23 protein-coding genes and 1 other annotated feature are annotated in these 25,248 nt (G+C 41.6%); all 23 genes read left to right on the forward strand.

All coding sequences use genetic code 11. The features are described from left to right. Nucleotides 1-4 precede the first annotated feature (4 nt). Nucleotides 5-1,171, forward strand: coding sequence for a chorismate synthase (gene aroC / locus HT731_RS06675; RefSeq protein WP_173278218.1), 1,167 nt, complete (start codon nt 5-7; stop codon nt 1,169-1,171). Nucleotides 1,172-1,180: 9 nt separating this feature from the next. Then, nucleotides 1,181-2,284: a prephenate dehydrogenase gene (locus HT731_RS06680; RefSeq protein ID WP_173278220.1), complete on the forward strand. Its 1,104-nt coding sequence runs from the start codon at nt 1,181-1,183 to the stop codon at nt 2,282-2,284. Nucleotides 2,285-2,294: 10 nt separating this feature from the next. Next, nucleotides 2,295-2,633 (forward strand): YlbF/YmcA family competence regulator, encoded by a 339-nt coding sequence (locus HT731_RS06685; RefSeq protein ID WP_173278222.1) that lies wholly within the window; start codon nt 2,295-2,297, stop codon nt 2,631-2,633. 91 nt (nt 2,634-2,724) lie between these two features. After that, nucleotides 2,725-4,008, forward strand: a complete 1,284-nt coding sequence (gene aroA / locus HT731_RS06690) for a 3-phosphoshikimate 1-carboxyvinyltransferase (RefSeq protein ID WP_173278224.1) — start codon at nt 2,725-2,727, stop codon at nt 4,006-4,008. Further along, the gene (locus HT731_RS06695; RefSeq protein ID WP_173278226.1) at nt 4,001-4,477 is read left to right on the forward strand and encodes a shikimate kinase; all 477 of its coding nucleotides are present in this window, start codon (nt 4,001-4,003) and stop codon (nt 4,475-4,477) included. The genes aroA and HT731_RS06695 overlap by 8 nt, the downstream gene beginning before the upstream one ends. Beyond that, nucleotides 4,474-5,322 carry a prephenate dehydratase gene (gene pheA, locus HT731_RS06700; RefSeq protein WP_061759769.1) on the forward strand — a complete coding sequence of 283 codons (849 nt, stop codon included), beginning with the start codon at nt 4,474-4,476 and terminating at the stop codon, nt 5,320-5,322. The genes HT731_RS06695 and pheA overlap by 4 nt, the downstream gene beginning before the upstream one ends. After that, entirely contained in the window at nt 5,319-6,614 is a 1,296-nt protein-coding gene (locus HT731_RS06705) for an LCP family protein (protein WP_061759770.1), read from the forward strand. The genes pheA and HT731_RS06705 overlap by 4 nt, the downstream gene beginning before the upstream one ends. Before the next feature lie 125 nt (nt 6,615-6,739). Further along, nucleotides 6,740-7,585, forward strand: coding sequence for a phosphorylcholine transferase LicD (locus HT731_RS06710; RefSeq protein ID WP_079114917.1), 846 nt, complete (start codon nt 6,740-6,742; stop codon nt 7,583-7,585). Beyond that, a complete protein-coding gene (locus tag HT731_RS06715; RefSeq protein WP_079114918.1) occupies nt 7,575-8,678 on the forward strand; it encodes a glycosyltransferase in 1,104 nt (367 codons plus the stop codon). The genes HT731_RS06710 and HT731_RS06715 overlap by 11 nt, the downstream gene beginning before the upstream one ends. 1 nt (nt 8,679) lies before the next feature. Next, a complete protein-coding gene (locus tag HT731_RS06720) occupies nt 8,680-9,666 on the forward strand; it encodes a glycosyltransferase family 2 protein (RefSeq protein WP_061759771.1) in 987 nt (328 codons plus the stop codon). Between the two features lie 15 nt (nt 9,667-9,681). Beyond that, the gene (locus HT731_RS06725; protein WP_061759772.1) at nt 9,682-11,151 is read left to right on the forward strand and encodes an O-antigen polysaccharide polymerase Wzy family protein; all 1,470 of its coding nucleotides are present in this window, start codon (nt 9,682-9,684) and stop codon (nt 11,149-11,151) included. Further along, a complete protein-coding gene (locus HT731_RS06730; protein ID WP_061759773.1) occupies nt 11,144-12,178 on the forward strand; it encodes a hypothetical protein in 1,035 nt (344 codons plus the stop codon). Before HT731_RS06725 ends, HT731_RS06730 begins: the two co-directional genes overlap by 8 nt. 179 nt (nt 12,179-12,357) lie before the next feature. After that, nucleotides 12,358-13,095: an adaptor protein MecA gene (gene mecA, locus HT731_RS06735; protein ID WP_061759774.1), complete on the forward strand. Its 738-nt coding sequence runs from the start codon at nt 12,358-12,360 to the stop codon at nt 13,093-13,095. A gap of 152 nt (nt 13,096-13,247) precedes the next feature. Then, nucleotides 13,248-14,534 carry a homoserine dehydrogenase gene (locus HT731_RS06740; protein WP_061759775.1) on the forward strand — a complete coding sequence of 429 codons (1,287 nt, stop codon included), beginning with the start codon at nt 13,248-13,250 and terminating at the stop codon, nt 14,532-14,534. 1 nt (nt 14,535) lies between these two features. Next, nucleotides 14,536-15,405 (forward strand): homoserine kinase, encoded by an 870-nt coding sequence (gene thrB, locus HT731_RS06745; protein WP_061759776.1) that lies wholly within the window; start codon nt 14,536-14,538, stop codon nt 15,403-15,405. 98 nt (nt 15,406-15,503) lie between these two features. Further along, nucleotides 15,504-16,442, forward strand: a complete 939-nt coding sequence (gene msrB, locus HT731_RS06750) for a peptide-methionine (R)-S-oxide reductase MsrB (protein WP_173278227.1) — start codon at nt 15,504-15,506, stop codon at nt 16,440-16,442. A 55-nt stretch (nt 16,443-16,497) separates the two neighbouring features. Next, nucleotides 16,498-18,222: an ABC transporter ATP-binding protein gene (locus HT731_RS06755; protein ID WP_173278229.1), complete on the forward strand. Its 1,725-nt coding sequence runs from the start codon at nt 16,498-16,500 to the stop codon at nt 18,220-18,222. 1 nt (nt 18,223) lies between these two features. Beyond that, nucleotides 18,224-19,972, forward strand: coding sequence for an ABC transporter ATP-binding protein (locus tag HT731_RS06760; RefSeq protein ID WP_173278231.1), 1,749 nt, complete (start codon nt 18,224-18,226; stop codon nt 19,970-19,972). A 258-nt stretch (nt 19,973-20,230) separates the two neighbouring features. Next, entirely contained in the window at nt 20,231-21,490 is a 1,260-nt protein-coding gene (locus HT731_RS06765) for a TRZ/ATZ family protein (RefSeq protein ID WP_079114919.1), read from the forward strand. Nucleotides 21,491-21,564: 74 nt separating this feature from the next. Next, nucleotides 21,565-21,700, forward strand: a sequence feature (ribosomal protein L10 leader region). 38 nt (nt 21,701-21,738) lie between these two features. Further along, nucleotides 21,739-22,239, forward strand: coding sequence for a 50S ribosomal protein L10 (gene rplJ / locus HT731_RS06770; RefSeq protein WP_001287278.1), 501 nt, complete (start codon nt 21,739-21,741; stop codon nt 22,237-22,239). A 74-nt stretch (nt 22,240-22,313) separates the two neighbouring features. Then, a complete protein-coding gene (gene rplL / locus HT731_RS06775; RefSeq protein WP_001196965.1) occupies nt 22,314-22,682 on the forward strand; it encodes a 50S ribosomal protein L7/L12 in 369 nt (122 codons plus the stop codon). 182 nt (nt 22,683-22,864) lie between these two features. Then, a complete protein-coding gene (gene proB / locus HT731_RS06780; protein WP_061759781.1) occupies nt 22,865-23,974 on the forward strand; it encodes a glutamate 5-kinase in 1,110 nt (369 codons plus the stop codon). 9 nt (nt 23,975-23,983) lie between these two features. Further along, a complete protein-coding gene (locus HT731_RS06785; protein ID WP_173278233.1) occupies nt 23,984-25,246 on the forward strand; it encodes a glutamate-5-semialdehyde dehydrogenase in 1,263 nt (420 codons plus the stop codon). Nucleotides 25,247-25,248 lie beyond the last annotated feature (2 nt).

Raw genomic sequence — 25,248 nt, forward strand, 5'->3', positions numbered from 1 at the left:
GTGTATGAGATATTTAACTGCAGGAGAATCACACGGTCCCCGTCTGACGGCTATTATTGAGGGAATTCCAGCAGGACTTCCTTTGACAGCAGAGGACATCAATGAGGATTTGAAACGTCGTCAGGGTGGATACGGCCGCGGTGGTCGTATGAAGATTGAGAGCGACCAAGTTATCTTTACTTCGGGTGTTCGCCATGGGGAGACTACTGGGGCTCCCATTACCATGGATGTCATCAATAAGGACCACCAAAAATGGCTGGATATCATGTCTGCGGAGGACATTGAAGACCGCCTCAAAAGTAAACGAAAAATTACCCATCCACGTCCTGGTCACGCTGACTTGGTTGGGGGCATCAAGTACCGTTTTGATGATTTGCGTAATTCCTTGGAGCGTTCATCAGCTCGTGAAACCACCATGCGGGTGGCAGTTGGCGCAGTAGCCAAACGCCTCTTGGCTGAGCTGGATATGGAGATTGCCAACCATGTCGTAGTCTTTGGTGGCAAGGAAATCGATGTTCCTGAGAATCTCACAGTTGCTGAGATTAAGGAAAGAGCTGCCCAGTCTGAAGTTTCTATTGTTAACCAAGAAAGAGAACAGGAAATAAAGGATTATATTGACCAAATCAAACGTGACGGTGATACCATCGGTGGGGTTGTGGAGACAGTCGTCGGAGGTGTCCCAGTTGGCCTTGGTTCCTATGTCCAATGGGACAGAAAATTGGATGCGCGATTGGCTCAAGCAGTTGTTTCTATCAATGCTTTTAAAGGTGTGGAATTTGGCCTTGGATTTGAAGCTGGTTACCGTAAAGGTAGCCAAGTTATGGATGAAATTCTCTGGTCTAAAGAAGACGGCTATACTCGCCGTACCAATAATCTTGGCGGCTTTGAAGGAGGTATGACCAATGGGCAACCCATTGTTGTTCGTGGAGTTATGAAACCCATTCCTACTCTCTACAAACCACTCATGAGTGTAGATATCGAAACCCATGAACCCTACAAGGCAACTGTGGAGAGAAGTGATCCGACTGCTCTTCCAGCAGCAGGTGTAGTTATGGAAGCTGTTGTGGCAACGGTTCTGGCACAAGAAATCCTTGAAAAATTCTCATCAGACAATCTAGAGGAATTAAAAGAAGCGGTAGCCCAACACCGAGACTATACAAAGAACTATTAAGGAGTTCCTATGGCAAAAACAGTCTATATCGCAGGTCTTGGTTTGATTGGTGCCTCGATGGCACTCGGTATCAAACGCGATCATCCAGATTATGAAATTTTAGGCTATAATCGCAGTCAAGCTTCGAGAGATATCGCCTTGAAAGAAGGCATGATTGACCGTGCAACGGATGATTTTGCCAGTTTTGCTCCTCTGGCGGATATTATTATTCTTAGCTTACCAATCAAGCAAACCATTGCTTTCATTAAGGAGTTGGCCAACTTGGATTTGAAAGAAGGTGTCATTATTTCAGATGCTGGTTCGACTAAGTCAGCCATTGTGGATGCGGCGGAGCAGTATTTAGCTGGCAAGCCTGTTCGTTTTGTCGGGGCCCATCCCATGGCTGGTAGTCACAAGACAGGAGCTGCTTCTGCGGATGTCAATCTTTTTGAAAATGCCTATTATATCTTCACACCTTCAAGCCTGACAAGTCAGGACACTCTTGAGGAAATGAAGAATCTGCTTTCAGGTCTTCATGCTCGTTTTATCGAGATTGATGCCAAGGAGCATGATCGAGTGACTTCTCAGATTAGCCATTTTCCTCATATTCTGGCTTCTAGTCTCATGGAACAGACCGCGGTTTATGCTCAAGAACATGAGATGGCAAGGCGCTTTGCGGCAGGTGGTTTTCGAGATATGACTCGGATTGCGGAAAGCGAGCCAGGGATGTGGACCTCCATTCTCTTGTCCAATCGTGAAACAATTTTAGATAGAATTGAGGATTTCAAGGAGCGTTTGGACGAGATTGGACAAGCTATCAGTAAGGGAGATGAGGAGCAAATCTGGAACTTTTTCAACCAAGCGCGTGAGCAACGTCAGGCTATGGAAATCCATAAGCGTGGTGGCGTGGATAGCTCTTATGACCTCTATGTCGATGTTCCCGATGAAGAAGATGTCATCCTGAGGATTTTGGAACTGCTACGTGGAACTTCCTTGGTCAATATTCATATCAACGAGGAAAACCGTGAAGATATTCACGGGATTTTACAAATTTCATTTAAAAATGCTCAAGACTTGGAACGAGCCGAGCACCTCATAACAGAAAATACCGACTACACAGTCGTTATCAAATAAGGAGAAAATTATGTCAAATATTTACGATAGTGCAAATGAACTCAGTCGCGGTCTACGCGAATTACCAGAATACAAGGCTGTCAAAACAGCTAAAGATGAGATTTCAGCAGATGCTGAGGCGAGCAAAATCTTTACGGAATATGTTGCTTTCCAAGAGGAAATTCAAAGATTAGCGCAGACAGGTCAAATGCCAGACGCTTCCTTCCAAGCTAAGATGGAAAACTTTGGCAAGCAGATTCAGGGAAATAACCTATTGTCAGAATTCTTTACCAAGCAACAACAATTGGCAATTTACCTTTCTGACATTGAAAAAATTGTTTTCGAACCAATTTCAGAATTGCTAAAATAAGAAAATAACAATTCTAAAGTCAGGAATTTTTAAGGAATTTCTGGCTTTTTATGATAAAATAAGTAAAAGTATTGCAAGTATGAGGTCCAGTATGAAACTAAAAACAAACATTAGCCACTTACACGGCAGTATACGAGTTCCAGGTGACAAATCTATCAGTCACCGTTCCATTATCTTTGGAAGCTTGGCTGAGGGTGAGACCAAGGTCTATGATATATTACGTGGCGAAGACGTCCTTTCGACCATGCAAGTCTTTCGTGATCTTGGTGTTGAAATTGAGGATAAAGATGGGGTTATTACCATTCAAGGTGTAGGCATGGATGGCTTAAAAGCGCCACAAAATGCCCTTGATATGGGAAATTCTGGCACCTCGATTCGCCTGATTTCAGGTGTCCTTGCCGGTGCAGACTTTGAAGTTGAAATGTTCGGAGATGATAGTCTCTCCAAACGTCCTATGGATCGTGTGACTATTCCGTTGAAAAAAATGGGAGTCAGCATTTCAGGGCAAACTGAGCGAGACTTGCCTCCCCTTCACTTAAAAGGAACGAAAAACCTAACCCCTATTCAGTATGAGTTGCCAATTGCCTCAGCCCAAGTCAAGTCAGCCTTGATGTTTGCAGCCTTACAAGCTAAGGGGAAGTCAGTTATTATCGAAAAAGAGTGCACGCGTAATCATACTGAAGATATGTTGCAACAATTTGGTGGTCATTTAAGTGTGGAGGGCAAGAAAATCACAGTCCAAGGACCGCAAAAATTGACAGGACAAAAGGTGGTTATTCCAGGAGATATTTCCAGTGCAGCCTTTTGGCTGGTCGCCGGTTTGATTGTTCCAAATTCTCGTCTAGTGCTGCAGAATGTGGGTATTAATGAAACACGAACAGGTATCATTGATGTCATTCGTGCTATGGGTGGAAAATTGGAAATAACTGAAATTGATTCAGTCGCTAAATCTGCAACCTTGACTGTTGAGTCTTCTGACTTGAAAGGAACAGAGATTGGCGGTGCTTTGATTCCACGTTTGATTGATGAATTGCCCATTATTGCCCTGCTGGCGACCCAAGCCCAAGGTGTCACAGTTATCAAGGATGCTGAGGAACTCAAGGTCAAGGAAACAGACCGTATTCAGGTTGTGGCAGACGCTTTAAATAGCATGGGTGCGGATATCACCCCTACAGCAGATGGAATGATTATCAAAGGAAAATCAGCCCTTCACGGTGCTAGAGTCAATACTTTTGGAGACCATCGTATCGGCATGATGATGGCTATCGCGGCCCTCTTGGTTGCAGATGGAGAGGTGGATCTTGATCGTGCTGAAGCTATCAATACCAGCTATCCAAGCTTCTTTGATGATTTGGAGAGCTTGATTCATGGCTAAGATATTACTAGGATTTATGGGGGCTGGCAAATCGACTATTGCAAGAGGCTTGGACCCAGATTATCTCGATATGGATGCTCTGATAGAGAAACGCCTAGGCATGTCCATTGCGGAATTTTTCTCTGAAAAGGGGGAAGCGGCCTTTCGTCAGGTAGAATCAGAAGTCCTAGCTGATTTACTACAAACAGACCAAGTCGTGTCAACTGGTGGAGGAGTAGTCGTTTCTCAGAAAAATCGCGACTTACTCAAAACCAATTCTGATAATATTTACTTAAAAGCCGATTTTGAAACCCTCTACCAACGCATATCAGCTGATAAGGACAATCAGCGCCCGCTTTTTCTAAATAATAGCAAAGAAGAACTAGCAGCTATTTTTCAAGAACGACAGGCTTGGTATGAGGAAGTGGCTAGTCGGATTTTGGATGTGACCAAGCTAAGTCCAGAGGAAATTATAGAGGAACTGAGATGAAAATTGCTTATCTAGGTCCCAAGGGATCATTTTCACACCACGTTGTGCAGACAGCTTTTTCTCATGAGGAATTGCAGGCCTTTGCCAATATTACAGATGTCATCAAGGCCTATGAGCAAGGCTTGGTGGACTATTCTGTGGTGCCAGTTGAAAATTCTATCGAGGGTAGTGTTCATGAAACCTTGGACTACCTTTTTCATCAGGTTCACATTCAAGCAGTGGCAGAAATCGTTCAGCCTATTCATCAGCAGTTGATGGTGGTTCCAGGTCATACTAAGATTGAAAAGATTTTTTCACATCCACAGGCCTTGGCGCAAGGAAAGAAATTTATCGATGAACAGTATCCAGATGCTCAAATCGAGGTGACTGCTAGTACAGCCTATGCGGCCCGCTTTATTTCCGAACATCCAGACCAGCCCTTTGCAGCAATTGCACCTAGAAGTTCTGCTGAAGAATATGGCTTAGAACTGATTGCCGAGGATATTCAGGAAATGGAAGCCAATTTCACACGTTTCTGGGTTTTAGGAGCTGAAAAGCCTAGTATTCCCTTGCAAGCACAAACTGAGAAAATGAGTTTGGCCTTGACCTTACCTGACAACCTTCCAGGTGCACTTTATAAGGCCCTGTCGACCTTTGCTTGGCGAGGAATTGACTTAACAAAAATTGAAAGTCGTCCACTCAAGACAGCACTGGGCGAATACTTTTTCATTATCGATGTGGACTATGCTGATAAGGATCTGGTCCGCTTTGCCCAAAAAGAATTAGAAGCGATTGGAATCCAGTATAAGGTTTTGGGTACCTATCCTATTTATCTAATATCAGACCATGGAAAGGAGAGAAGATGAGTAAAGAAAATCCCTTAAGTCACCACGAGCAGTTACGCTATGACTATCTACTTAAGAATATTCACTATCTCAATGAGCGAGAAAAAGAAGAGTTTGCTTACTTGCAAGATAAATTGAATGGGGAAAGTAGTGACGCCACCTCAGAAAGTCAAGAATTGACCGAGGATTATAGAAAGACACGTGCTAACACTTCGATCCCTTCTTATGATAGTCGTAGTCGCTCTGAGAGATACCAGAAAATCAATTCTCTTCCAATGAAAAAAACTAAAAAGTGTAAGCTACGGTGGGGGCGTATTTTCGCAGGCTTACTGGCTATCTTAGCTTGTGTAGCGCTTGGCATGATTTTTATGTTCCTAAAAGGCTATTCAAATGCTGATTCAACCAAAACTGCCAATGCTAAGGCCGCTCAAGTAGAAGTCTTTAATGGTCAGGATACCAGAGATGGAGTTAATATTTTGATTATGGGGACGGATGGGCGAATCGGTCAAAATAGTGCTGAGACGCGTACTGACTCTATTATGGTATTAAATGTCGGAGGTTCAGATAAGAAAATCAAGCTAGTCAGTTTTATGCGCGATAATTTGGTCTATATAGACGGTTACAGTCAAGTGATTAACAGTAGGAAACAGACGGATAACAAGTTAAATGTAGCCTATGAACTAGGGGAACAAGAAGGACAAAAAGGGGCCGAAATGGTTCGTCAAGTCTTGAAAGATAATTTTGACTTGGACATTAAGTACTATGCCTTGGTTGATTTTCAAGCCTTTGCAACAGCGATTGATACGCTGTTCCCAGATGGAGTGATGATTGATGCCAAATTCTCAACCTTGGAAGGTCAACCGTTAACTGAAGCTACGGTGGGAGATGACTTACATGCTACGGAAACAGAGTCTCCGACCCAGACTATTAAAGTCGGGAAACAGCAGATGAATGGTTCGACCTTGCTTAATTATGCTCGTTTCCGTGATGATGATGAAGGCGATTATGGTCGTACCAAGAGACAGCAGCAAGTGCTGACAGCAGTTCTTCAGCAAATCAAAGATCCAACCAAGCTCTTTACAGGCTCAGAGGCACTTGGCAAGGTCTTCGGAATGACCTCAACGAATGTTCCTTATAGTTTCTTATTGACCAATGGTTTATCCTTCCTAAATGGAGCACAAAACGGCATTGAGAGATTAACAGTTCCAGAACTGGGTGATTGGGTAGATGCCTACGATGTTTATGGAGGCTTGGGCTTGCTTGTCGATCAAAATAAATATCAGAATAAATTGTCTCAGATGGGTTTGAGATAAGATAAGACAGAAGAATCAAAGTTTGATAGCTATTTGGATAGTAGTCAGGCTTTGATTTTTTACAGTCTGCAATAGATTTTCAGTCCTAATTTGTGGTATAATGAAACGATACGATAGAAAGAATAATGAACAATATGACTGATTTAAAAGCAATTCAGGCTCGTAGTCTGGAGATGGCTGAATATTTTGTGGCTTTTTGTAAAGAACATGATTTGCTTTGCTATCTTTGTGGTGGAGGTGCTATTGGTGCCCTTCGAAACAAGGGGTTCATTCCTTGGGACGATGACCTAGACTTTTTTATGCCCCGTAAGGACTATGAAAAATTGGCAGAATTATGGCCTCTTTATGCAGATGAACGTTATTTCTTGTCAAAGAGTAACACGGATTTTGTCGACCGCAATCTTTTTATTACCATTCGTGACAAGGAAACGACCTGTATCAAACCTTATCAGCAGGATTTGGATTTGCCACATGGTTTGGCTTTGGATGTCTTGCCTTTGGATTATTATCCGAAAAATCCAGCTGAGCGGAAGAAACAGGTTCGCTGGGCCCTGATTTATTCACTTTTTTGTGCCCAAACTATTCCAGAAAAGCATGGGGCTCTCATGAAATGGGGAAGCCGTATTTTACTGGGCGTGACGCCCAAATCTCTCCGTTATCGCATTTGGAAAAAAGCTGAGAAAGAAATGACCAAATATGGTCTAGCTGAGAGCGATGGCATCACAGAATTATGCTCAGGTCCTGGCTACATGAGAAATAAGTATCTAATCGCATCTTTTGAAGACAATCTTTTCTTGCCATTTGAAGGGACAGAGATGCCTATTCCAGTCGGTTATGATGCCTATCTCAGTACTGCTTTTGGAGATTATATGACGCCACCACCAGCAAATAAGCAAGTACCGCATCATGATGCTGTCATCGCTGATATGGATAAGTCTTATACAGAATACAAGGGAGAATATGGTGGCTAAGAAAAAAATCTTATTTTTTATGTGGTCTTTTTCTCTTGGAGGTGGCGCAGAGAAGATTCTGTCTACCATTGTTTCAAATCTGGATCCAGAAAAGTATGATATTGATATTCTTGAAATGGAGCACTTTGACAAGGGATACGAATCTGTTCCCCAGCATGTACGAATGTTAAAATCCCTTCAGGATTATCGCCAAGCCAGATGGATTCGAGCTTTTTTGTGGAGAATGAGAATTTATTTTCCAAGGCTGACTCGTCGCTTGCTTGTAAAAGATGACTATGATGTTGAAGTTTCTTTTACCATTATGAATCCACCACTGTTGTTTTCTAAAAGAAAAGAAGTCAAGAAAATCTCTTGGATTCATGGAAGTATCGAAGAATTTCTTAAGGATAGCTCAAAAAGGAAATCACATAGACGCCAGTTGGATGCCGCGGATACTATTGTAGGGATTTCAAAAAAGACCAGTCATTCTATCAAGGAAGTCTATCCAGATTATGCTTCGAAATTACAGACGGTCTACAATGGATATGATTTTAAGACTATTCTAGAAAAATCTCAAGAGAAGATAGATATCGAGATTGCACCTCAAAGTATCTGTACTATCGGACGGATTGAGGAAAATAAGGGTTCTGACCGTGTAGTGGAAGTGATACGATTATTACACCAAGAGGGAAAAAACTATCATCTCTACTTCATAGGTGCTGGTGATATGGAAGAGGAACTGAAAAAACGAGTTAAAGAGTATGAGCTTGAGGACTATGTACATTTCCTTGGTTATCAAAAAAATCCTTATCAGTATTTGTCTCAGATGAAGGTCCTCTTGTCTATGTCTAAACAAGAAGGTTTTCCTGGGGTGTATGTGGAGGCCTTGAGCCTTGGAATCCCTTTTGTCTCTACGGATGTCGGAGGGGCTGAGGAATTATCCCAAGAAGGACGATTTGGACAAATCATTGAGAGCAATCAAGAGGCAGCTCAGGCAATTACGAACTATATGACTTCTGCCTCAAACTTTGATGTCGATGAGGCTAGTCAATTCATTCAACAATTTACAATTGCCAAACAAATCGAACAAGTAGAAAAACTATTAGAGGAGTAGCATGGAAACTGCATTAATTAGTGTCATTGTGCCAGTCTATAATGTGGCGCAGTACCTAGAAAAATCGATAGCTTCCATTCAGAAGCAGACCTATCAAAATCTGGAAATTATTCTTGTTGATGATGGTGCAACAGATGAAAGTGGTCGCTTGTGTGATTCAATCGCTGAACAAGATGACAGGGTGTCAGTGCTTCATAAAAAGAATGAAGGTTTGTCGCAAGCACGAAATGATGGAATGAAGCAGGCTCACGGGGACTATCTGATTTTTATTGACTCAGATGATTATATCCATCCAGAAATGATTCAGAGTTTATATGAGCAAATAATTCAAGAAGATGCGGATGTTTCGAGTTGTGGTGTTATGAATGTCTATGCTAATGATGAAAGCCCACAGTCAGCTAATCAGGATGATTATTTTGTCTGTGATTCTCAAACATTTCTAAAGGAATACCTCATAGGTGAAAAAATACCTGGAACGATCTGCAATAAGCTAATCAAGAGAGAGATTGCAACTGCCCTATCCTTTCCTAAGGGATTGATTTACGAAGATGCTTATTATCATTTTGATTTAATCAAGTTGGCTAAGAAGTACGTTGTTAATACCAAACCCTATTATTACTATTTCCATAGAGGTGATAGCATTACGACCAAACCGTATGCAGAGAAGGATTTAGCCTATATTGATATCTATCAAAAGTTTTACAATGAAGTTGTGAAAAACTATCCTGACTTGAAAGAGGTTGCGTTCTTCAGATTGGCCTATGCTCATTTCTTTATTCTGGATAAAATGTTACTAGATGATCAGTATAAACAGTTTGAAGCCTATTCTCAGATTCATCGATTTTTAAAAGGCCATGCCTTTGCTATTGCTAGGAATCCAATTTTTCGTAAGGGAAGAAGAATTAGTGCTTTGGCTCTATTCATAAACATTTCCTTATACCGATTCTTATTACTGAAAAATATTGAAAAATCAAAAAAATTACATTAGAACGGGGGTGAGCAAGTGATTGATGGAAAACGATTATTATTTAGTTTGACCATAGTCAGCTATGCCTTGACGCTAGTAAGTGGAATTGTGTATCTGTTTAATAATAATAATGTTAGCTTGCTTTCTACTTTATTGTTCTTACTGGTTAGTAGCTTAATTGCCTGCTGGAATGATATCAAGTATTACTTAATCCATTTTATTTTCTATTTAACTATTTTTGTATTTCTGGTATCAAGACCGACCATTGATTATTTTAGGGATGGCGCTCTGGATACCTATCATCCGATAGCCTATCGCTTTGCCTTTATAGTCGTCATGGTTTCGATTCTGGGCTTGACCACAGGAGGCGTACTGGCTCGTTACTTCATAGCTAGGAAGAACATAAAAGTACCAAAGATAGGAAATTCTATAAAAGAGATTTATATCAAGCGGTTACGCTTTGTATCACTAGGAGTTTTTCTTCTCACCTATCCTTTCTATTTCATTCGGTTATTCGAACGGCTCCTGTATCGCTTGCAGACTTCCTACTATGCCTACTATGCAAATTTTGAAAGTAAACTGCCTTATTTTACCTACATTTTGTCTACCTTTACGGTCTACGCAATGTGTATGTATCTGGCAACCAAGCCAAAGAAATGGCAGGCCACAGCAGTGCTTGTCTCCTTTATTGCAGCCAATACTATTCATTTGGCAATTGGGACACGAAATCCCTTTATTTTAAGTATTTTATTTGCTTTTGTTTATTACTTCATGCGGGAGCAAACTGAAAAGGGAAAATGGATTGGGTTTAAAGAAAAGTTAGCGATTTTTGTAGGTTCTCCTATTCTCATGTTAGCGATGGGAGTGCTCAATTATGTACGGGATAATGTCCAGGTTTCCCATACAGGTTTCTGGGATATTCTGCTTGACTTTATCTATAAACAAGGAACCAGTTTTGGCGTTCTGGCTCGAGGTTTTCTATTTAACAGTAGCCTCCCTTACCGAGATTTCCGTAATTTTACTTTTGGTCCTGTCCTTGATTATTTTGCAAGGGGAAGCTTGGGGGCTATTTTCGGAGGAAAAGCCTTTGAACATACAACCAATAGTGTGGAGCTAGCTATTGATAGTAATAGTTATGCCCACAATTTGTCCTATCTTGTTTTGAATAAGGAATATTTAAAAGGACATGGTATCGGAAGTAGCTATATTATGGAGTTGTATACCGACTATGGTATGATAGGAGTCTTTCTGCTTAGTCTCTTACTCGGTATGCTATTTATAGCCATGCTGCAAGTAGCCTATCGTTCAAGAACAATCTTATTTGCCTTGTCCTTACTCATCTTGAATAATCTATTCTTTATGCCAAGAAGTAGCTTTTCAGAAAGTTTCTTCAATCTATTTACAATGCAATTCTGGGGAATTGTTCTTGTGATGATATTTGTAGCAAAAATGCTTACAAAAGAGAACCAGTATCTACTCAACAAAGGAGAAAAAAATCATGTTTGAACATTATTCAGTAGCTGATTTGTTTGCAAATCTTTACAAAAAACGAAAAGCAAATATTTTAGCTCTCATAGCTTTATTTGCTCTTATTGCTGTACCATTTACAATTAAAGCTGTTAAGAATAAAAATACTGTCAAAGACACAACAAGTTATTCAACTTATCTTAGCTATAAAATCACTCCTCCAGAAGATTCAGCCAAAACGATTTTGAATCATCAAATTGGTGGTTATAGTGATTTTTATGGGAAATTGATTGATGGGAATTTGAATGGAGCTTATCTTTTCAATGATGTAGAGCCCAGTGAGTTGAAAAAAATGGCCAGTGAATTGGATACGACAGAAACAACCTTGAAAAATTCAACGAATGACTATTGGTGGAAAAAATTGACCGTCTACTATATGATTGACGATGCAGGGGTCGGTGTGAAAATTTTGACACCAAGCAAGGATGTCAATGACTTGTTAGAGAGAAAATTTGATGGATTGATTGAGAAATTTAAACACACTTATGCAAATGTGAAAATTGAAAAATTGGAAACCATCAACTCTAAAGAATTGAATGCAAATGGTGAGACAGCGCTTGGATTGAATGTGAAGAATTTGATTCTCCGTTTAGCTGTTATTGGAGTAGTCTGTGTGATTTTGGTTGTGATGGGAAATGTATTGGTTTATCTCTTTAACCCAACAATCAATAGAGCAGGTGATTTTTCTCAATATCAAATTGATTTTGTAACAGAGATCACAACAATTGCCAACCTAGCAGATGTCTTGTCATACAAAAATGCTGGACAAGAATTAACAATCGTTAGCTCAAACAAAGCTATCCTAGATAAATTGAAACAAAATCAAGAGTCTTTAAAAGGAATGCATTTTGTCGATTTACAAGATGTACCATCGCTTTTAGAAAGAGATACAGTCCTTCTTGTTGAAGAGTATGGAGTGACTCGTTATAAGAAATTTGAGCAAAGTCTTCAAATTCTTCGAAACTTAAATCGTTCTATCCTCGGTGTAGCAACCTTTAAATTATAAGCATTCGAATGCATTAGGTCTTCAAAGTCGGACAAGAGCCGATTTTGAAGGCTTTTTCTTTTAAAGTCTTCTACAGAAATAACCCTAGGAAAAATCGAGCCTGATAGAGGAGCCTTCTTTTGATAAAATCGTAAAAATCTAGTATAATAGATAGAACTGAAAGTATGAGGTTACTAGCAATGAAAATGAAACAAATTAGTGATACAACTTTGAAAATCACGATGTCTTTAGAGGATTTGATGGATCGTGGCATGGAGATTGCTGACTTTCTCGTTCCTCAAGAAAAAACAGAAGAGTTCTTTTATGCTATCTTGGATGAGTTAGAGATGCCTGATAGCTTTCTGGATACAGGCATGTTGAGCTTCCGTGTGACTCCAAAACCTGATAAGGTCGATGTCTTTGTAACCAAATCAAAGATTGACCAAAATCTAGATTTTGAAGATTTATCGGATTTACCAGATATGGAAGAATTGGCTCAAATGTCGCCAGATGAATTTATCAAAACCTTGGAAAAAAGCATCGCAGACAAAACTAAGGATGATATCGAAGCGATTCAATCTCTTGAGCAAGTTGAAGCCAAGGAAGAAGAGCAGGAGCAGGCTGAACAAGAAGTTGAAAGTAAGAAAGAGCCTTATATCTACTACATCCTTTCTTTTTCTAAGTTAGCTGATTTGGTGGCTTTTGCCAAGACAGTGACTTTTGAGATGGAAACTTCTGAACTCTACAAGATGAATGAGCGCTATTATTTGACCATTTTAGTGGATATTGAAAATCATCCAAGTCCATATCCAGCTTGGCTGTTGGCTCGTATGCGCGAGTTTGCGGAAGATAGTGATATCAGTCGTTCAGTCTTACAAGAGTATGGCCAAGTCTTGATGAATCATGATGCAGTGATCAATCTGCAAAAGATTGGATAATCATTTCTGGAAAATTATTTCTAAATTTTAGGAAGAGCGAATCGTTTGATTCGTTTTTTTCTTTTCTAGACTGAAATAGTGATTTACTATAATAGGAATTTTCACAAAATTCTGTTATAATGGCTATATTAGAAAATTTCGAGGAGACAAACATGACAGTTAAAATTGCTTTACTAGGATTTGGTACCGTTGCAAGTGGTGTGCCCTTCCTCCTAAAGGAAAATGGAGAAAAAATCAATCAATCAGCGCATTCAGATATTGAAGTTGCCAAGGTATTGGTCAAGGATGAAGATGAAAAGAATCGCTTGCTTGCAGCAGGGAATGACTTTAACTTTGTAACCAATGTGGATGATATTTTATCAGACAAAGACATTACGATTGTAGTGGAATTGATGGGGCGTATCGAACCTGCTAAAACCTTTATCACTCGTGCCTTGGAAGCTGGGAAGCACGTTGTTACTGCTAACAAGGACCTTTTGGCTGTCCATGGTGCAGAATTGTTAGAAATCGCTAAAGCTAACAAGGTAGCACTTTACTATGAAGCAGCAGTAGCTGGTGGGATTCCAATTCTTCGTATTTTAGCAAATTCCTTGGCTTCTGATAAAATCACTCGTGTCCTTGGCGTGGTCAACGGAACTTCTAACTTCATGATGACCAAGATGGTCGAAGAAGGATGGTCTTACGATGATGCTCTTGCGGAAGCACAAAGACTAGGTTTTGCAGAAAGCGACCCTACAAATGATGTAGATGGAATTGATGCAGCCTACAAGATGGTGATTTTGAGCCAATTTGCCTTTGGCATGAAGGTTGCTTTTGATGATGTAGCCCACAAGGGAATCCGCAACATCACACCAGAAGATGTAGCTGTAGCCCAAGAACTTGGCTATGTAGTGAAATTGGTTGGTTCTATTGAGGAAACTCCTTCAGGAATTGCTGCAGAAGTAACTCCGACCTTCCTTCCTAAAGCACACCCACTTGCTAGTGTGAATGGAGTGATGAACGCTGTCTTTGTAGAATCTATCGGTATTGGTGAGTCTATGTACTACGGACCAGGTGCTGGTCAAAAACCAACTGCAACAAGTGTGGTGGCGGATATTGTCCGTATCGTTCGTCGCTTGAATGATGGTACCATTGGTAAAGACTTCAACGAATACAGCCGTGACTTGGTCTTGGCAAATCCTGAGGATGTTAAAGCAAACTACTACTTCTCAATCTTGGCACCAGACTCAAAAGGTCAGGTCTTGAAGTTGGCTGAAATCTTTAATGCTCAAGATATTTCCTTCAAGCAAATCCTCCAAGATGGCAAAGAGGGTGACAAGGCGCGTGTCGTTATCATTACACACAAGATTAATAAATCTCAACTTGAAAATGTCGCAGCTGAATTGAAGAAGGTTTCAGAATTCGACCTCTTGAATACCTTCAAGGTGCTAGGAGAATAAGATGAAGATTATTGTACCTGCAACCAGTGCCAATATCGGGCCAGGTTTTGACTCGGTCGGTGTAGCTGTAACCAAGTATCTTCAAATCGAGGTCTGCGAAGAACGAGATGAGTGGTTGATTGAACACCAGATTGGCAAATGGATTCCACATGACGAGCGTAATCTCTTGCTCAAAATCGCTTTGCAAATTGTGCCAGACTTGAAACCAAGACGTTTGAAAATGACCAGTGATGTTCCATTGGCGCGTGGTTTGGGTTCTTCTAGTTCGGTTATCGTTGCTGGGATTGAACTAGCCAACCAATTGGGTAAGCTCAACTTGTCTGACCATGAAAAATTGCAGTTAGCGACCAAGATTGAAGGACATCCTGACAATGTAGCTCCGGCCATTTATGGTAATCTCGTTATTGCAAGCTCTGTTGATGGGGAAGTTTCAGCTATTGTAGCAGACTTCCCAGAATGTGATTTTCTAGCCTACATTCCTAACTATGAATTGCGTACTCGAGACAGCCGTGGTGTCTTACCTAAAAAATTGTCTTACAAAGAAGCTGTTGCAGCTAGTTCTATCGCCAATGTGGCGGTTGCGGCCTTGTTGGCAGGAGATATGGTGACAGCTGGGCAAGCAATCGAGGGAGACCTCTTTCACGAGCGCTATCGTCAGGACTTGGTGAGAGAATTTGCGACGATTAAGCAAGTGGCAAAAGAAAATGGTGCCTATGCAACCTACCTCTCTGGTGCTGGGCCGACAGTTATGGTCTTGGCTTCTCATGACAAGATGCCAAGGATTAAGGAAGAATTGGAAAAGCAACCTTTCAAAGGAAAACTGCATGACTTGAAAGTTGATACCCAAGGTGTTCGTGTCGAAGCAAAATAAAGAATAGATAATAGGATGGGGAAACTCTCGACCGGAGGGCTTCCTATCCTTTTTTTGAAAAGAAGCCTAATTAAAAACTTGATAAAGGAGAAATAAAGATGGCAGAAATTTATCTAGCAGGTGGTTGTTTTTGGGGCCTAGAGGAATATTTTTCACGCATTTCTGGAGTGCTAGCAACCAGTGTCGGCTACGCTAATGGACAAGTCGAAACGACCAATTACCAACTACTCAAGGAAACAGACCATGCAGAAACGGTTCAAGTGATTTACGATGAGAAGGCAGTCTCACTCAGAGAAATTCTGCTCTATTATTTCCGAGTCATCGACCCCCTGTCTGTTAACCAGCAGGGAAATGATCGTGGTCGCCAATATCGAACTGGGATTTATTATCAAGATGAAGCAGATTCACCAGCTATATACACTGTGGTACAGGAGCAGAAGCGCATGCTGGGGCGAAAGATTGCAGTAGAGGTGGAGAAACTTCGCCACTACATTCTGGCTGAAGATTACCACCAAGACTATCTTAAGAAAAATCCTTCAGGTTACTGTCATATCGATGTGACAGATGCTGAGAAGCCATTGATTGATGCAGCAAACTATGAAAAGCCTAGTCAAGAGGTGTTAAAGGAAAGTTTATCAGAAGAATCCTATCGTGTTACCCAAGAAGCTGCTACAGAGGCTCCATTTAGTAATGCCTATGATCAAACCTTTGAAGAAGGGATTTATATAGATATCACGACGGGTGAGCCACTCTTTTTCGCCAAGGATAAGTTTGCCTCAGGATGTGGTTGGCCAAGTTTTAGCCGTCCGATTTCCAAGGAATTGATTCATTATTACAAGGACATGAGCCATGGAATGGAGAGAATCGAAGTTCGTTCTCGGTCAGGAAATGCTCACTTGGGTCATGTTTTCACAGATGGACCTCAGGAGTTAGGTGGACTTCGTTACTGTATCAATTCTGCTTCCTTACGCTTTGTGGCCAAGGATAAGATGGAAGAGGAAGGATATGGCTATCTATTGCCTTACTTAAACAAATAAAATTGAGAGGGTGGGTGCTTCCCACTTTCTTCATTTTAGAAAATAGAAGGGATTTATGAAACACTTATTATCTTACTTCAAACCCTACATCAAAGAATCGATTTTAGCACCCTTGTTCAAGCTACTAGAAGCTGTGTTTGAGCTTCTGGTTCCAATGGTGATTGCTGGGATTGTTGACCAATCTTTACCTCAGGGAGATCAAGGACATCTCTGGATGCAGATTGGCATACTCTTTATCTTTGCAGTGATTGGCGTTGTAGTGGCCTTGGTAGCTCAGTTTTACTCAGCTAAGGCTGCGGTTGGATTTGCCAAAGGACTGACAGATGACCTTTATCGACATATTCTTTCCTTGCCTAAGGATAGCAGGGATCGTTTGACAACTTCTAGTTTGGTGACTCGCTTGACTTCGGACACTTACCAGATTCAGACTGGTATCAATCAATTCCTGCGTCTCTTTTTACGAGCGCCTATTATCGTTTTTGGTGCCATTTTTATGGCCTACCGCATCTCAGCTGAACTGACTCTCTGGTTCTTGGTCATGGTTGCCATTTTGACCATTGTAATCGTAGGGCTCTCTAGAATGGTTAATCCTCTCTACAGTGCTCTCAGAAAGAAAACGGATCAACTGGTTCAAGAAACTCGCCAGCAATTACAAGGGATGCGGGTTATTCGTGCTTTTGGACAAGAAAAACGAGAGTTACAGATTTTTCAAACCCTTAACCAAGTCTATGCCAAATTGCAAGAAAAAACAGGTTTCTGGTCTAGTTTATTAACACCTCTGACCTATCTGATTGTTAATGGAACCCTCCTTGTTATCATCTGGCAAGGCTATATTTCTATTCAAGGAGGATTGCTCAGTCAAGGGGCCCTCATTGCCCTCATCAACTATCTCTTACAGATTTTGGTGGAATTGGTCAAGCTCGCCATGCTGATAAATTCCCTCAACCAGTCCTACATCTCAGCTAAGCGAATCGAGGAAGTCTTTACTGAGGCTTCAGAAGATATCCATTCAGAATTAGAACAAAAGCAAACTACTAGTAATCAGGTTTTACAAGTCCAAGAACTGACCTTTACCTATCCTGATGCGGCTCAGCCTTCTCTGAGAGACATTTCCTTCGATATACAGCAAGGGCAAATCCTTGGTATCATTGGGGGAACGGGTTCTGGTAAATCAAGCTTGGTGCAAGTCTTACTTGGTCTATATCCAGCAGATAAGGGAAGCATTAACCTTTATCGAGATGGACGTAGTCCTCTTAATTTGGAGCAGTGGAGGTCTTGGATTGCCTATGTGCCTCAAAAAGTCGAGCTCTTTAAAGGAACCATTCGTTCCAACTTGACTTTGGGTTTCAATCACGAAGTAACTGACCAAGAACTCTGGCAGGCCTTGGAGATTGCGCAAGCTAAGGATTTTGTCAGTGAAAAGGAAGGACTTTTGGATGCCCTAGTTGAAGCAGGAGGTCGAAATTTTTCAGGTGGACAAAAACAAAGGCTGTCTATCGCACGAGCAGTCTTGCGACAAGCACCATTTCTCATCCTAGATGATGCGACCTCGGCCCTCGACACTATTACCGAGTCTAGGCTCTTGAAAGCTATCCGAGGGAACTTACCAAATACAAGCTTAATCTTGATTTCTCAACGAACCTCGACTTTGCAGATGGCTGACCAGATTCTCCTCTTGGAAAAAGGTGAGCTCTTAGCTATCGGTAAGCACGAGGACTTGATGAAGTCCGCTCAAGTCTATCGTGAAATCAATGCATCCCAACATGGAAAGGAGGACTAGAATGAGACGACAAACTGCAAACCAGACGCTCAAACGTTTGGCCAAGGATTTAGCAAGCCATCCCTTCCTCCTTTTCTTAGCCTTTCTAGGAACTATTGCTCAAGTTGGCTTATCAATCTACCTACCTATTCTGATTGGGCAGGTCATTGACCAGGTCCTAGTGGCCGATTCATCATCAGTTTTTTGGCAAATTTTCATCCAGATGATCTTGGTAGTCATAGGAAATACTCTGTTACAATGGACCAATCCTCTCCTCTATAATCGCCTAATCTTCTCTTATACTAAAGATTTGCGAGAGCGAATCATCCATAAGCTCCATCGATTACCGATTGCTTTCGTGGACCGGCAAGGCAGTGGGGAGATGGTCAGTCGGGTGACCACAGACATAGAACAGTTGGCAGCTGGCTTGACCATGATTTTTAACCAATTTTTCATTGGCGTCTTGATGATTTTGGTTAGTATTCTAGCCATGCTTCAAATCCATCTCCTCATGACCCTCTTAGTCTTGCTGTTGACGCCACTGTCCATGGTAATCTCACGCTTTATTGCTAAGAGATCCTATCATCTCTTCCAAAAACAAACAGAGACAAGGGGAATTCAGACTCAGTTGATTGAAGAATCGTTGAGTCAACAGACCATTATCCAGTCTTTTAATGCTCAAACAGAGTTTATTCAAATGTTGCGTGAGGCTAATGACAACTACGCAGGCTATTCGCAGTCAGCCATCTTTTATTCTTCAACAGTCAATCCTTCAACTCGTTTCGTCAATGCACTCATTTATGCCCTTCTAGCTGGGGTAGGAGCTTATCGTATCATGATGGGTTCCACTTTGACCATTGGACGTTTGGTGACTTTTTTGAACTATGTCCAACAGTACACCAAACCCTTTAACGATATTTCTTCAGTTTTGGCCGAGTTGCAAAGTGCCTTGGCATGTGCAGAGCGTGTCTATGCTGTCTTAGAAAGTCCTGAGGTGGCTGAAACAGGTAAGGAAGTCTTGACCAGTGACCAGGTTAAGGGAGCTGTTTCCTTTAAACACGTCTCTTTTGGCTACAATCCTGAAAAGATTTTGATTAAGGATTTATCTATTGATATTCCAGCCGGTAGTAAGGTAGCTATTGTTGGTCCGACAGGTGCCGGAAAATCAACCCTTATAAATCTCCTCATGCGTTTTTATCCCATTAATTCCGGAGATATCTTGCTGGATGGGAAATCTATTTATGATTATAGTCGTGCCTCTTTACGCCAGCAGTTTGGAATGGTGCTTCAAGAAACCTGGCTCAAGCAAGGGACCATTCATGACAATATTGCCTTTGGAAATCCTGATGCCAGTAGGGAGCAGGTGATTGCTGCAGCCAAAGCAGCCAATGCCGATTTTTTCATCCAACAGTTGCCGCAGGGTTATGATACCAAGCTTGAAAATGCTGGAGAATCTCTTTCTGTTGGTCAAGCACAGCTCTTGACTATTGCTCGAGTCTTTCTGGCTATTCCCAAGATTCTTATCTTAGACGAGGCAACTTCGTCTATCGATACCCGTACAGAAGTACTGGTTCAGGATGCCTTTGCCAAACTCATGAAGGGGCGCACAAGCTTTGTCATCGCCCACCGTTTGTCAACCATTCAGGATGCGGATTTGATCCTTGTCTTGGTTGATGGTGACATCGTTGAGTATGGCAACCATCATGATCTCATGGCTCGAAAGGGCAAGTATTACCAAATGCAGCAAGCTGCAGCTTTTAGCTCTGAATAATCCTTTCTACTTCGAACCCTTACAGACAAAAAAAGTTGCCTTCGGGTAACTTTTTTGTTACAATAGCTAGAAAAATTATCCACTGTAATATTCAATGAAAATCAAAGAGCAAACTAGGAAGCTAGCCCTAGCTTGCTCAAAGCACTACTTTGAAGTTGTAGATAAGACTGACGAAGTCGATACCCATATATCTATGCCAAGGTGAAGCTGACGTGGTTTGAAGAGAGTATAAATTGTCTTTTAGAAAAGGAACCTAGTATGAAAGTCTTTCAGCATGTAAATATCGTGACTTGTGACCAAGATTTCCATGTCTATCTAGATGGAATCTTAGCCGTTAAGGGTTCTCAAATCGTCTATGTTGGTCAAGAGAAGTCAGAGATTTTAGATCAAGCTGAGCAGATTATAGACTATCAGGGAGCTTGGATCATGCCTGGATTGGTCAATTGCCACACCCATTCTGCTATGACAGGCTTGAGAGGGATTCGAGATGATAGCAATCTCCATGAATGGCTCAAAGACTATATTTGGCCAGCAGAAGCTGAGTTTACTCCCGACATGACTACCAAGGCGGTCAAAGAAGCTCTGACAGAGATGCTCCAGTCAGGAACAACAACATTTAACGATATGTATAATCCCAATGGTGTGGATATTGAGCAGATTTATCAGGCAGTGAAAGATTCCAAGATGCATTGTTATTTTTCTCCTACCCTTTTTTCTTCTGAGGCGGAGACAACTGCTGAGACTATTGCTAGAACACGAGCTATCATCGAGGAAATCTTAGGATATGAAAATCCAAATTTCAAGGTTATGGTAGCCCCACATTCTCCTTACAGCTGTAGTAGAGACTTGCTGGAAGAAAGTTTGGATATGGCAAAAGAGTTGAATATTCCTATCCATATCCATGTTGCGGAGACTAAGGAGGAATCAGGAATTATCCTGAAACGATACGGCAAACGCCCCCTCGCCTTTCTAGAAGAACTGGGTTACTTAGATAATCCGTCTGTCTTTGCTCACGGGGTCGAATTAAACGAGCGAGAAATTGAACGTTTGGCAACCTCTCAAGTGGCTATCGCCCACAATCCTATCAGTAACCTCAAACTGGCCTCGGGAATTGCTCCAATTATCCAGCTCCAAAAAGCGGGAGTAGTAGTCGGAATTGCGACTGACTCGGTTGCTTCCAATAACAATCTAGATATGTTTGAGGAAGGACGGACAGCAGCACTACTACAGAAAATGAAGAGCGGAGATGCCAGTCAATTTCCTATAGAAACAGCTCTCAAGGCGCTGACAATCGAAGGGGCTAAGGTTCTTGGAATGGAAGAACAGATTGGAAGTCTGGAAGTTGGCAAGCAAGCAGATTTTCTTGTTATTCAACCACAAGGGAAAATCCATCTCCAACCTCAAGAAAATATGCTCTCTCACCTGGTTTATGCAGTCAAATCCAGTGATGTAGATGATGTTTATATCGCCGGAGAACAGGTTGTGAAGCAAGGCCAAGTCTTGACAGCAGAACTTTAAAAGAAAAACCAAAAAAAGTTTAAAAAAAGTTTGCAAAAATCTTGCATTCTTTTTTTGACTATGCTATACTTATATACGGTTTGAAAAAACTGCCTAAGACAGTAGGGGAGCTCGACTCATAAGTATCCTACCGAGGACAAAACGTATCATGTAAAAAGAAGCGTATTGTACTTTCGTGTCTAGGTTTGGGCGCGTTTTTCTTTTGGAAAAATTCCCCAAGCAAAATAATAACGGAGGTGAACACACTAATGAGTGAAGCAATTATTGCTAAAAAAGCGGAACTAGTTGACGTAGTAGCTGAAAAAATGAAAGCTGCTGCATCTATCGTCGTTGTAGACGCTCGTGGTTTGACAGTTGAGCAAGATACAGTTCTTCGTCGTGAGCTTCGTGGAAGCGAAGTTGAGTATAAAGTTATTAAAAACTCAATCTTGCGTCGTGCAGCTGAAAAAGCTGGTCTTGAAGATCTTGCATCTGTATTCGTTGGACCATCTGCAGTAGCATTTTCTAACGAAGATGTTATCGCACCAGCGAAAATCTTGAACGACTTTTCTAAAAACGCTGAAGCACTTGAAATCAAAGGTGGTGCAATCGAAGGCGCTGTCGCATCTAAAGAAGAGATTCTTGCACTTGCAACTCTTCCAAACCGCGAAGGACTTCTTTCTATGCTCCTTTCTGTACTTCAAGCGCCAGTGCGCAACGTTGCTCTTGCAGTCAAAGCGGTTGCAGAAAGCAAAGAAGACGCAGCTTAGTCTTAAGCTACGCAGCGTAGCCTAGCTACGAAAAAACTATTATAAAAATTAAAACTTATTTGGAGGAAATAACAATGGCATTGAACATTGAAAACATTATTGCTGAAATTAAAGAAGCTTCAATCCTTGAATTGAACGACCTTGTAAAAGCTATCGAAGAAGAATTTGGTGTAACTGCAGCTGCTCCTGTAGCTGTTGCTGCAGCTGGTGCTGCTGACGCTGGTGCTGCTAAAGATTCATTCGACGTTGAATTGACATCTGCAGGTGATAAAAAAGTTGGCGTTATCAAAGTTGTACGTGAAATCACAGGTCTTGGACTTAAAGAAGCTAAAGAACTTGTTGACGGTGCACCAGCACTTGTTAAAGAAGGCGTTGCAACTGCAGAAGCTGAAGAAATCAAAGCTAAATTGGAAGAAGCTGGAGCTTCAGTTACTCTTAAATAATAGAGCGACTACATTAGTAGCTTAAAAACATGATTAAACCGCTATTCTTAGGATTAGCGGTTTTTATTTTTGTTCTAGAAGGGGCAAAAAAGAAGGTTTTAGGGACTTCTTTCCTATCAACTTTTTTCTATTTTCTGCCATTCATGTTATAATGGATAAATATGAAGAATCGGAGTGAGACTATGAAATACAAACGGATTGTCTTTAAGGTGGGGACTTCTTCTCTGACAAATGAGGATGGAAGTTTATCACGTAGTAAGGTAAAGGCTATTACCCAGCAGTTGGCTATGCTACACGAGGCTGGTCATGAGTTGATTTTGGTGTCGTCGGGTGCCATTGCGGCTGGTTTTGGGGCCTTAGGATTTAAAAAGCGTCCGACTAAGATTGCTGATAAACAGGCTTCAGCAGCGGTAGGGCAAGGACTTTTGTTGGAAGAATACACGACCAATCTTCTCTTGCGCCAAATCGTTTCTGCACAAATCTTGCTGACCCAGGACGACTTTGTTGATAAGCGTCGTTATAAAAATGCCCATCAAGCTTTGTCAGTTCTACTTAGCCGTGGGGCGATTCCTATCATTAATGAGAATGATAGTGTTGTTATTGATGAACTCAAAGTTGGGGACAATGACACTCTGAGTGCACAGGTAGCGGCTATGGTCCAAGCAGACCTTTTGGTTCTCTTGACAGACGTAGACGGCCTCTATACTGGAAATCCTAATTCAGATCCAAGAGCCAAACGTTTGGAGCGAATCGAGACCATTAATCGTGAGATTATTGATATGGCTGGTGGAGCTGGCTCGTCAAATGGAACTGGGGGCATGCTAACAAAAATCAAGGCTGCAACTATTGCGACAGAATCAGGAGTTCCTGTTTATATCTGCTCATCCTTGAAGGTAGATGCCATGATTGAGGCGGCTGAGGAGACCAAAGATGGTTCTTACTTTGTTGCGCAAGAGAAGGGACTTCGTACCCAGAAACAATGGCTGGCTTTCTATGCTCAGAGTCAAGGTTCTATTTGGGTTGATAAAGGGGCTGCTGAAGCTCTCTCTCAACATGGAAAGAGTCTTCTCTTATCTGGTATTGTTGAAGCAGAAGGAGCCTTTTCTTACGGTGATATCGTGACAGTATTTGACAAGGAAAGTGGAAAATCACTTGGAAAAGGGCGCGTGCAATTTGGGGCATCTGCTTTGGAGGATATGTTGCGTTCTCAAAAAGCCAAGGGTGTCTTGATTCACCGTGATGACTGGATTTCCATTACTCCTGAAATCCAACTACTCTTTACAGAATTTTAGAGGTAAACTATGGTAAGTACACAAGAACAATTTGAACAGGTACAGGCTGTTAAAAAATCGATCAACACAGCTAGTGAAGTCGTGAAAAACCAAGCCCTGCTAGCCATGGCTGATTACTTAGTGGCTGCTACTGAGGAGATTTTAGCGGCCAATGCTCTCGATATGGCAGCGGCCAAGGGTAAAATCTCAGATGTGATGCTGGATCGTCTTTATTTGGATGCAGGTCGTATAGAAGCGATGGCAACTGGAATTCGTGAAGTGGTTGCCTTACCAGATCCAATCGGTGAAGTTTTAGAAACCAATCATCTTGAAAATGGTTTGGTTATCACAAAGAAGCGTGTAGCTATGGGCGTTATTGGTATTATCTATGAAAGCCGTCCAAATGTGACGTCTGATGCGGCTGCTTTGGCTCTCAAGAGTGGAAATGCGGTTGTTCTTCGTAGTGGTAAGGACGCCTATCAAACAGCCCATGCTATTGTCACAGCCTTGAAGAAGGGCTTGGAAACGACTACTATTCACCCAGATGTGATTCAACTAGTGGAAGATACCAGTCGAGAAAGTAGCTATGCCATGATGAAGGCAAAGGGTTATCTAGACCTTCTCATCCCTCGCGGAGGAGCTGGCTTGATTAATGCAGTGGTTGAGAATGCTATTGTGCCTGTTATTGAGACAGGGACTGGTATTGTCCATGTTTATGTGGATAAGGATGCAGACGAAGACAAGGCTCTGTCTATCATCAACAATGCTAAAACCAGTCGTCCTTCTGTTTGTAATGCCATGGAGGTTCTGCTTGTTCATGAAGATAAGGCAGCAAGCTTCCTTCCTCGTTTGGAGCAAGTGCTAGTTGTCGATCGAAAAGAAGCTGGACTTGAACCGATTCAATTCCGCCTAGATAGCAAAGCAAGTCAGTTTGTTTCAGGCCAAGCAGCTGAAGCACAAGACTTTGACACCGAGTTTTTAGACTATGTATTAGCTGTTAAGGTTGTGAGCAGTTTAGAAGAAGCGGTTGCCCATATTGAGGCTCACAGTACCCATCATTCGGATGCAATTGTAACTGAAAATGCTGAAGCTGCAGCTTACTTTACAGATCAAGTGGATTCTGCAGCGGTTTATGTCAATGCCTCAACTCGTTTCACAGATGGAGGCCAATTTGGTCTTGGTTGTGAAATGGGGATTTCTACTCAGAAATTGCACGCGCGTGGTCCAATGGGCTTGAAAGAGTTGACCAGCTACAAGTATGTGATTGCTGGTGATGGGCAGATAAGGGAGTAAGA

This window comes from Streptococcus sp. k-163 (assembly GCF_013277555.1).
Taxonomy (GTDB): domain Bacteria; phylum Bacillota; class Bacilli; order Lactobacillales; family Streptococcaceae; genus Streptococcus.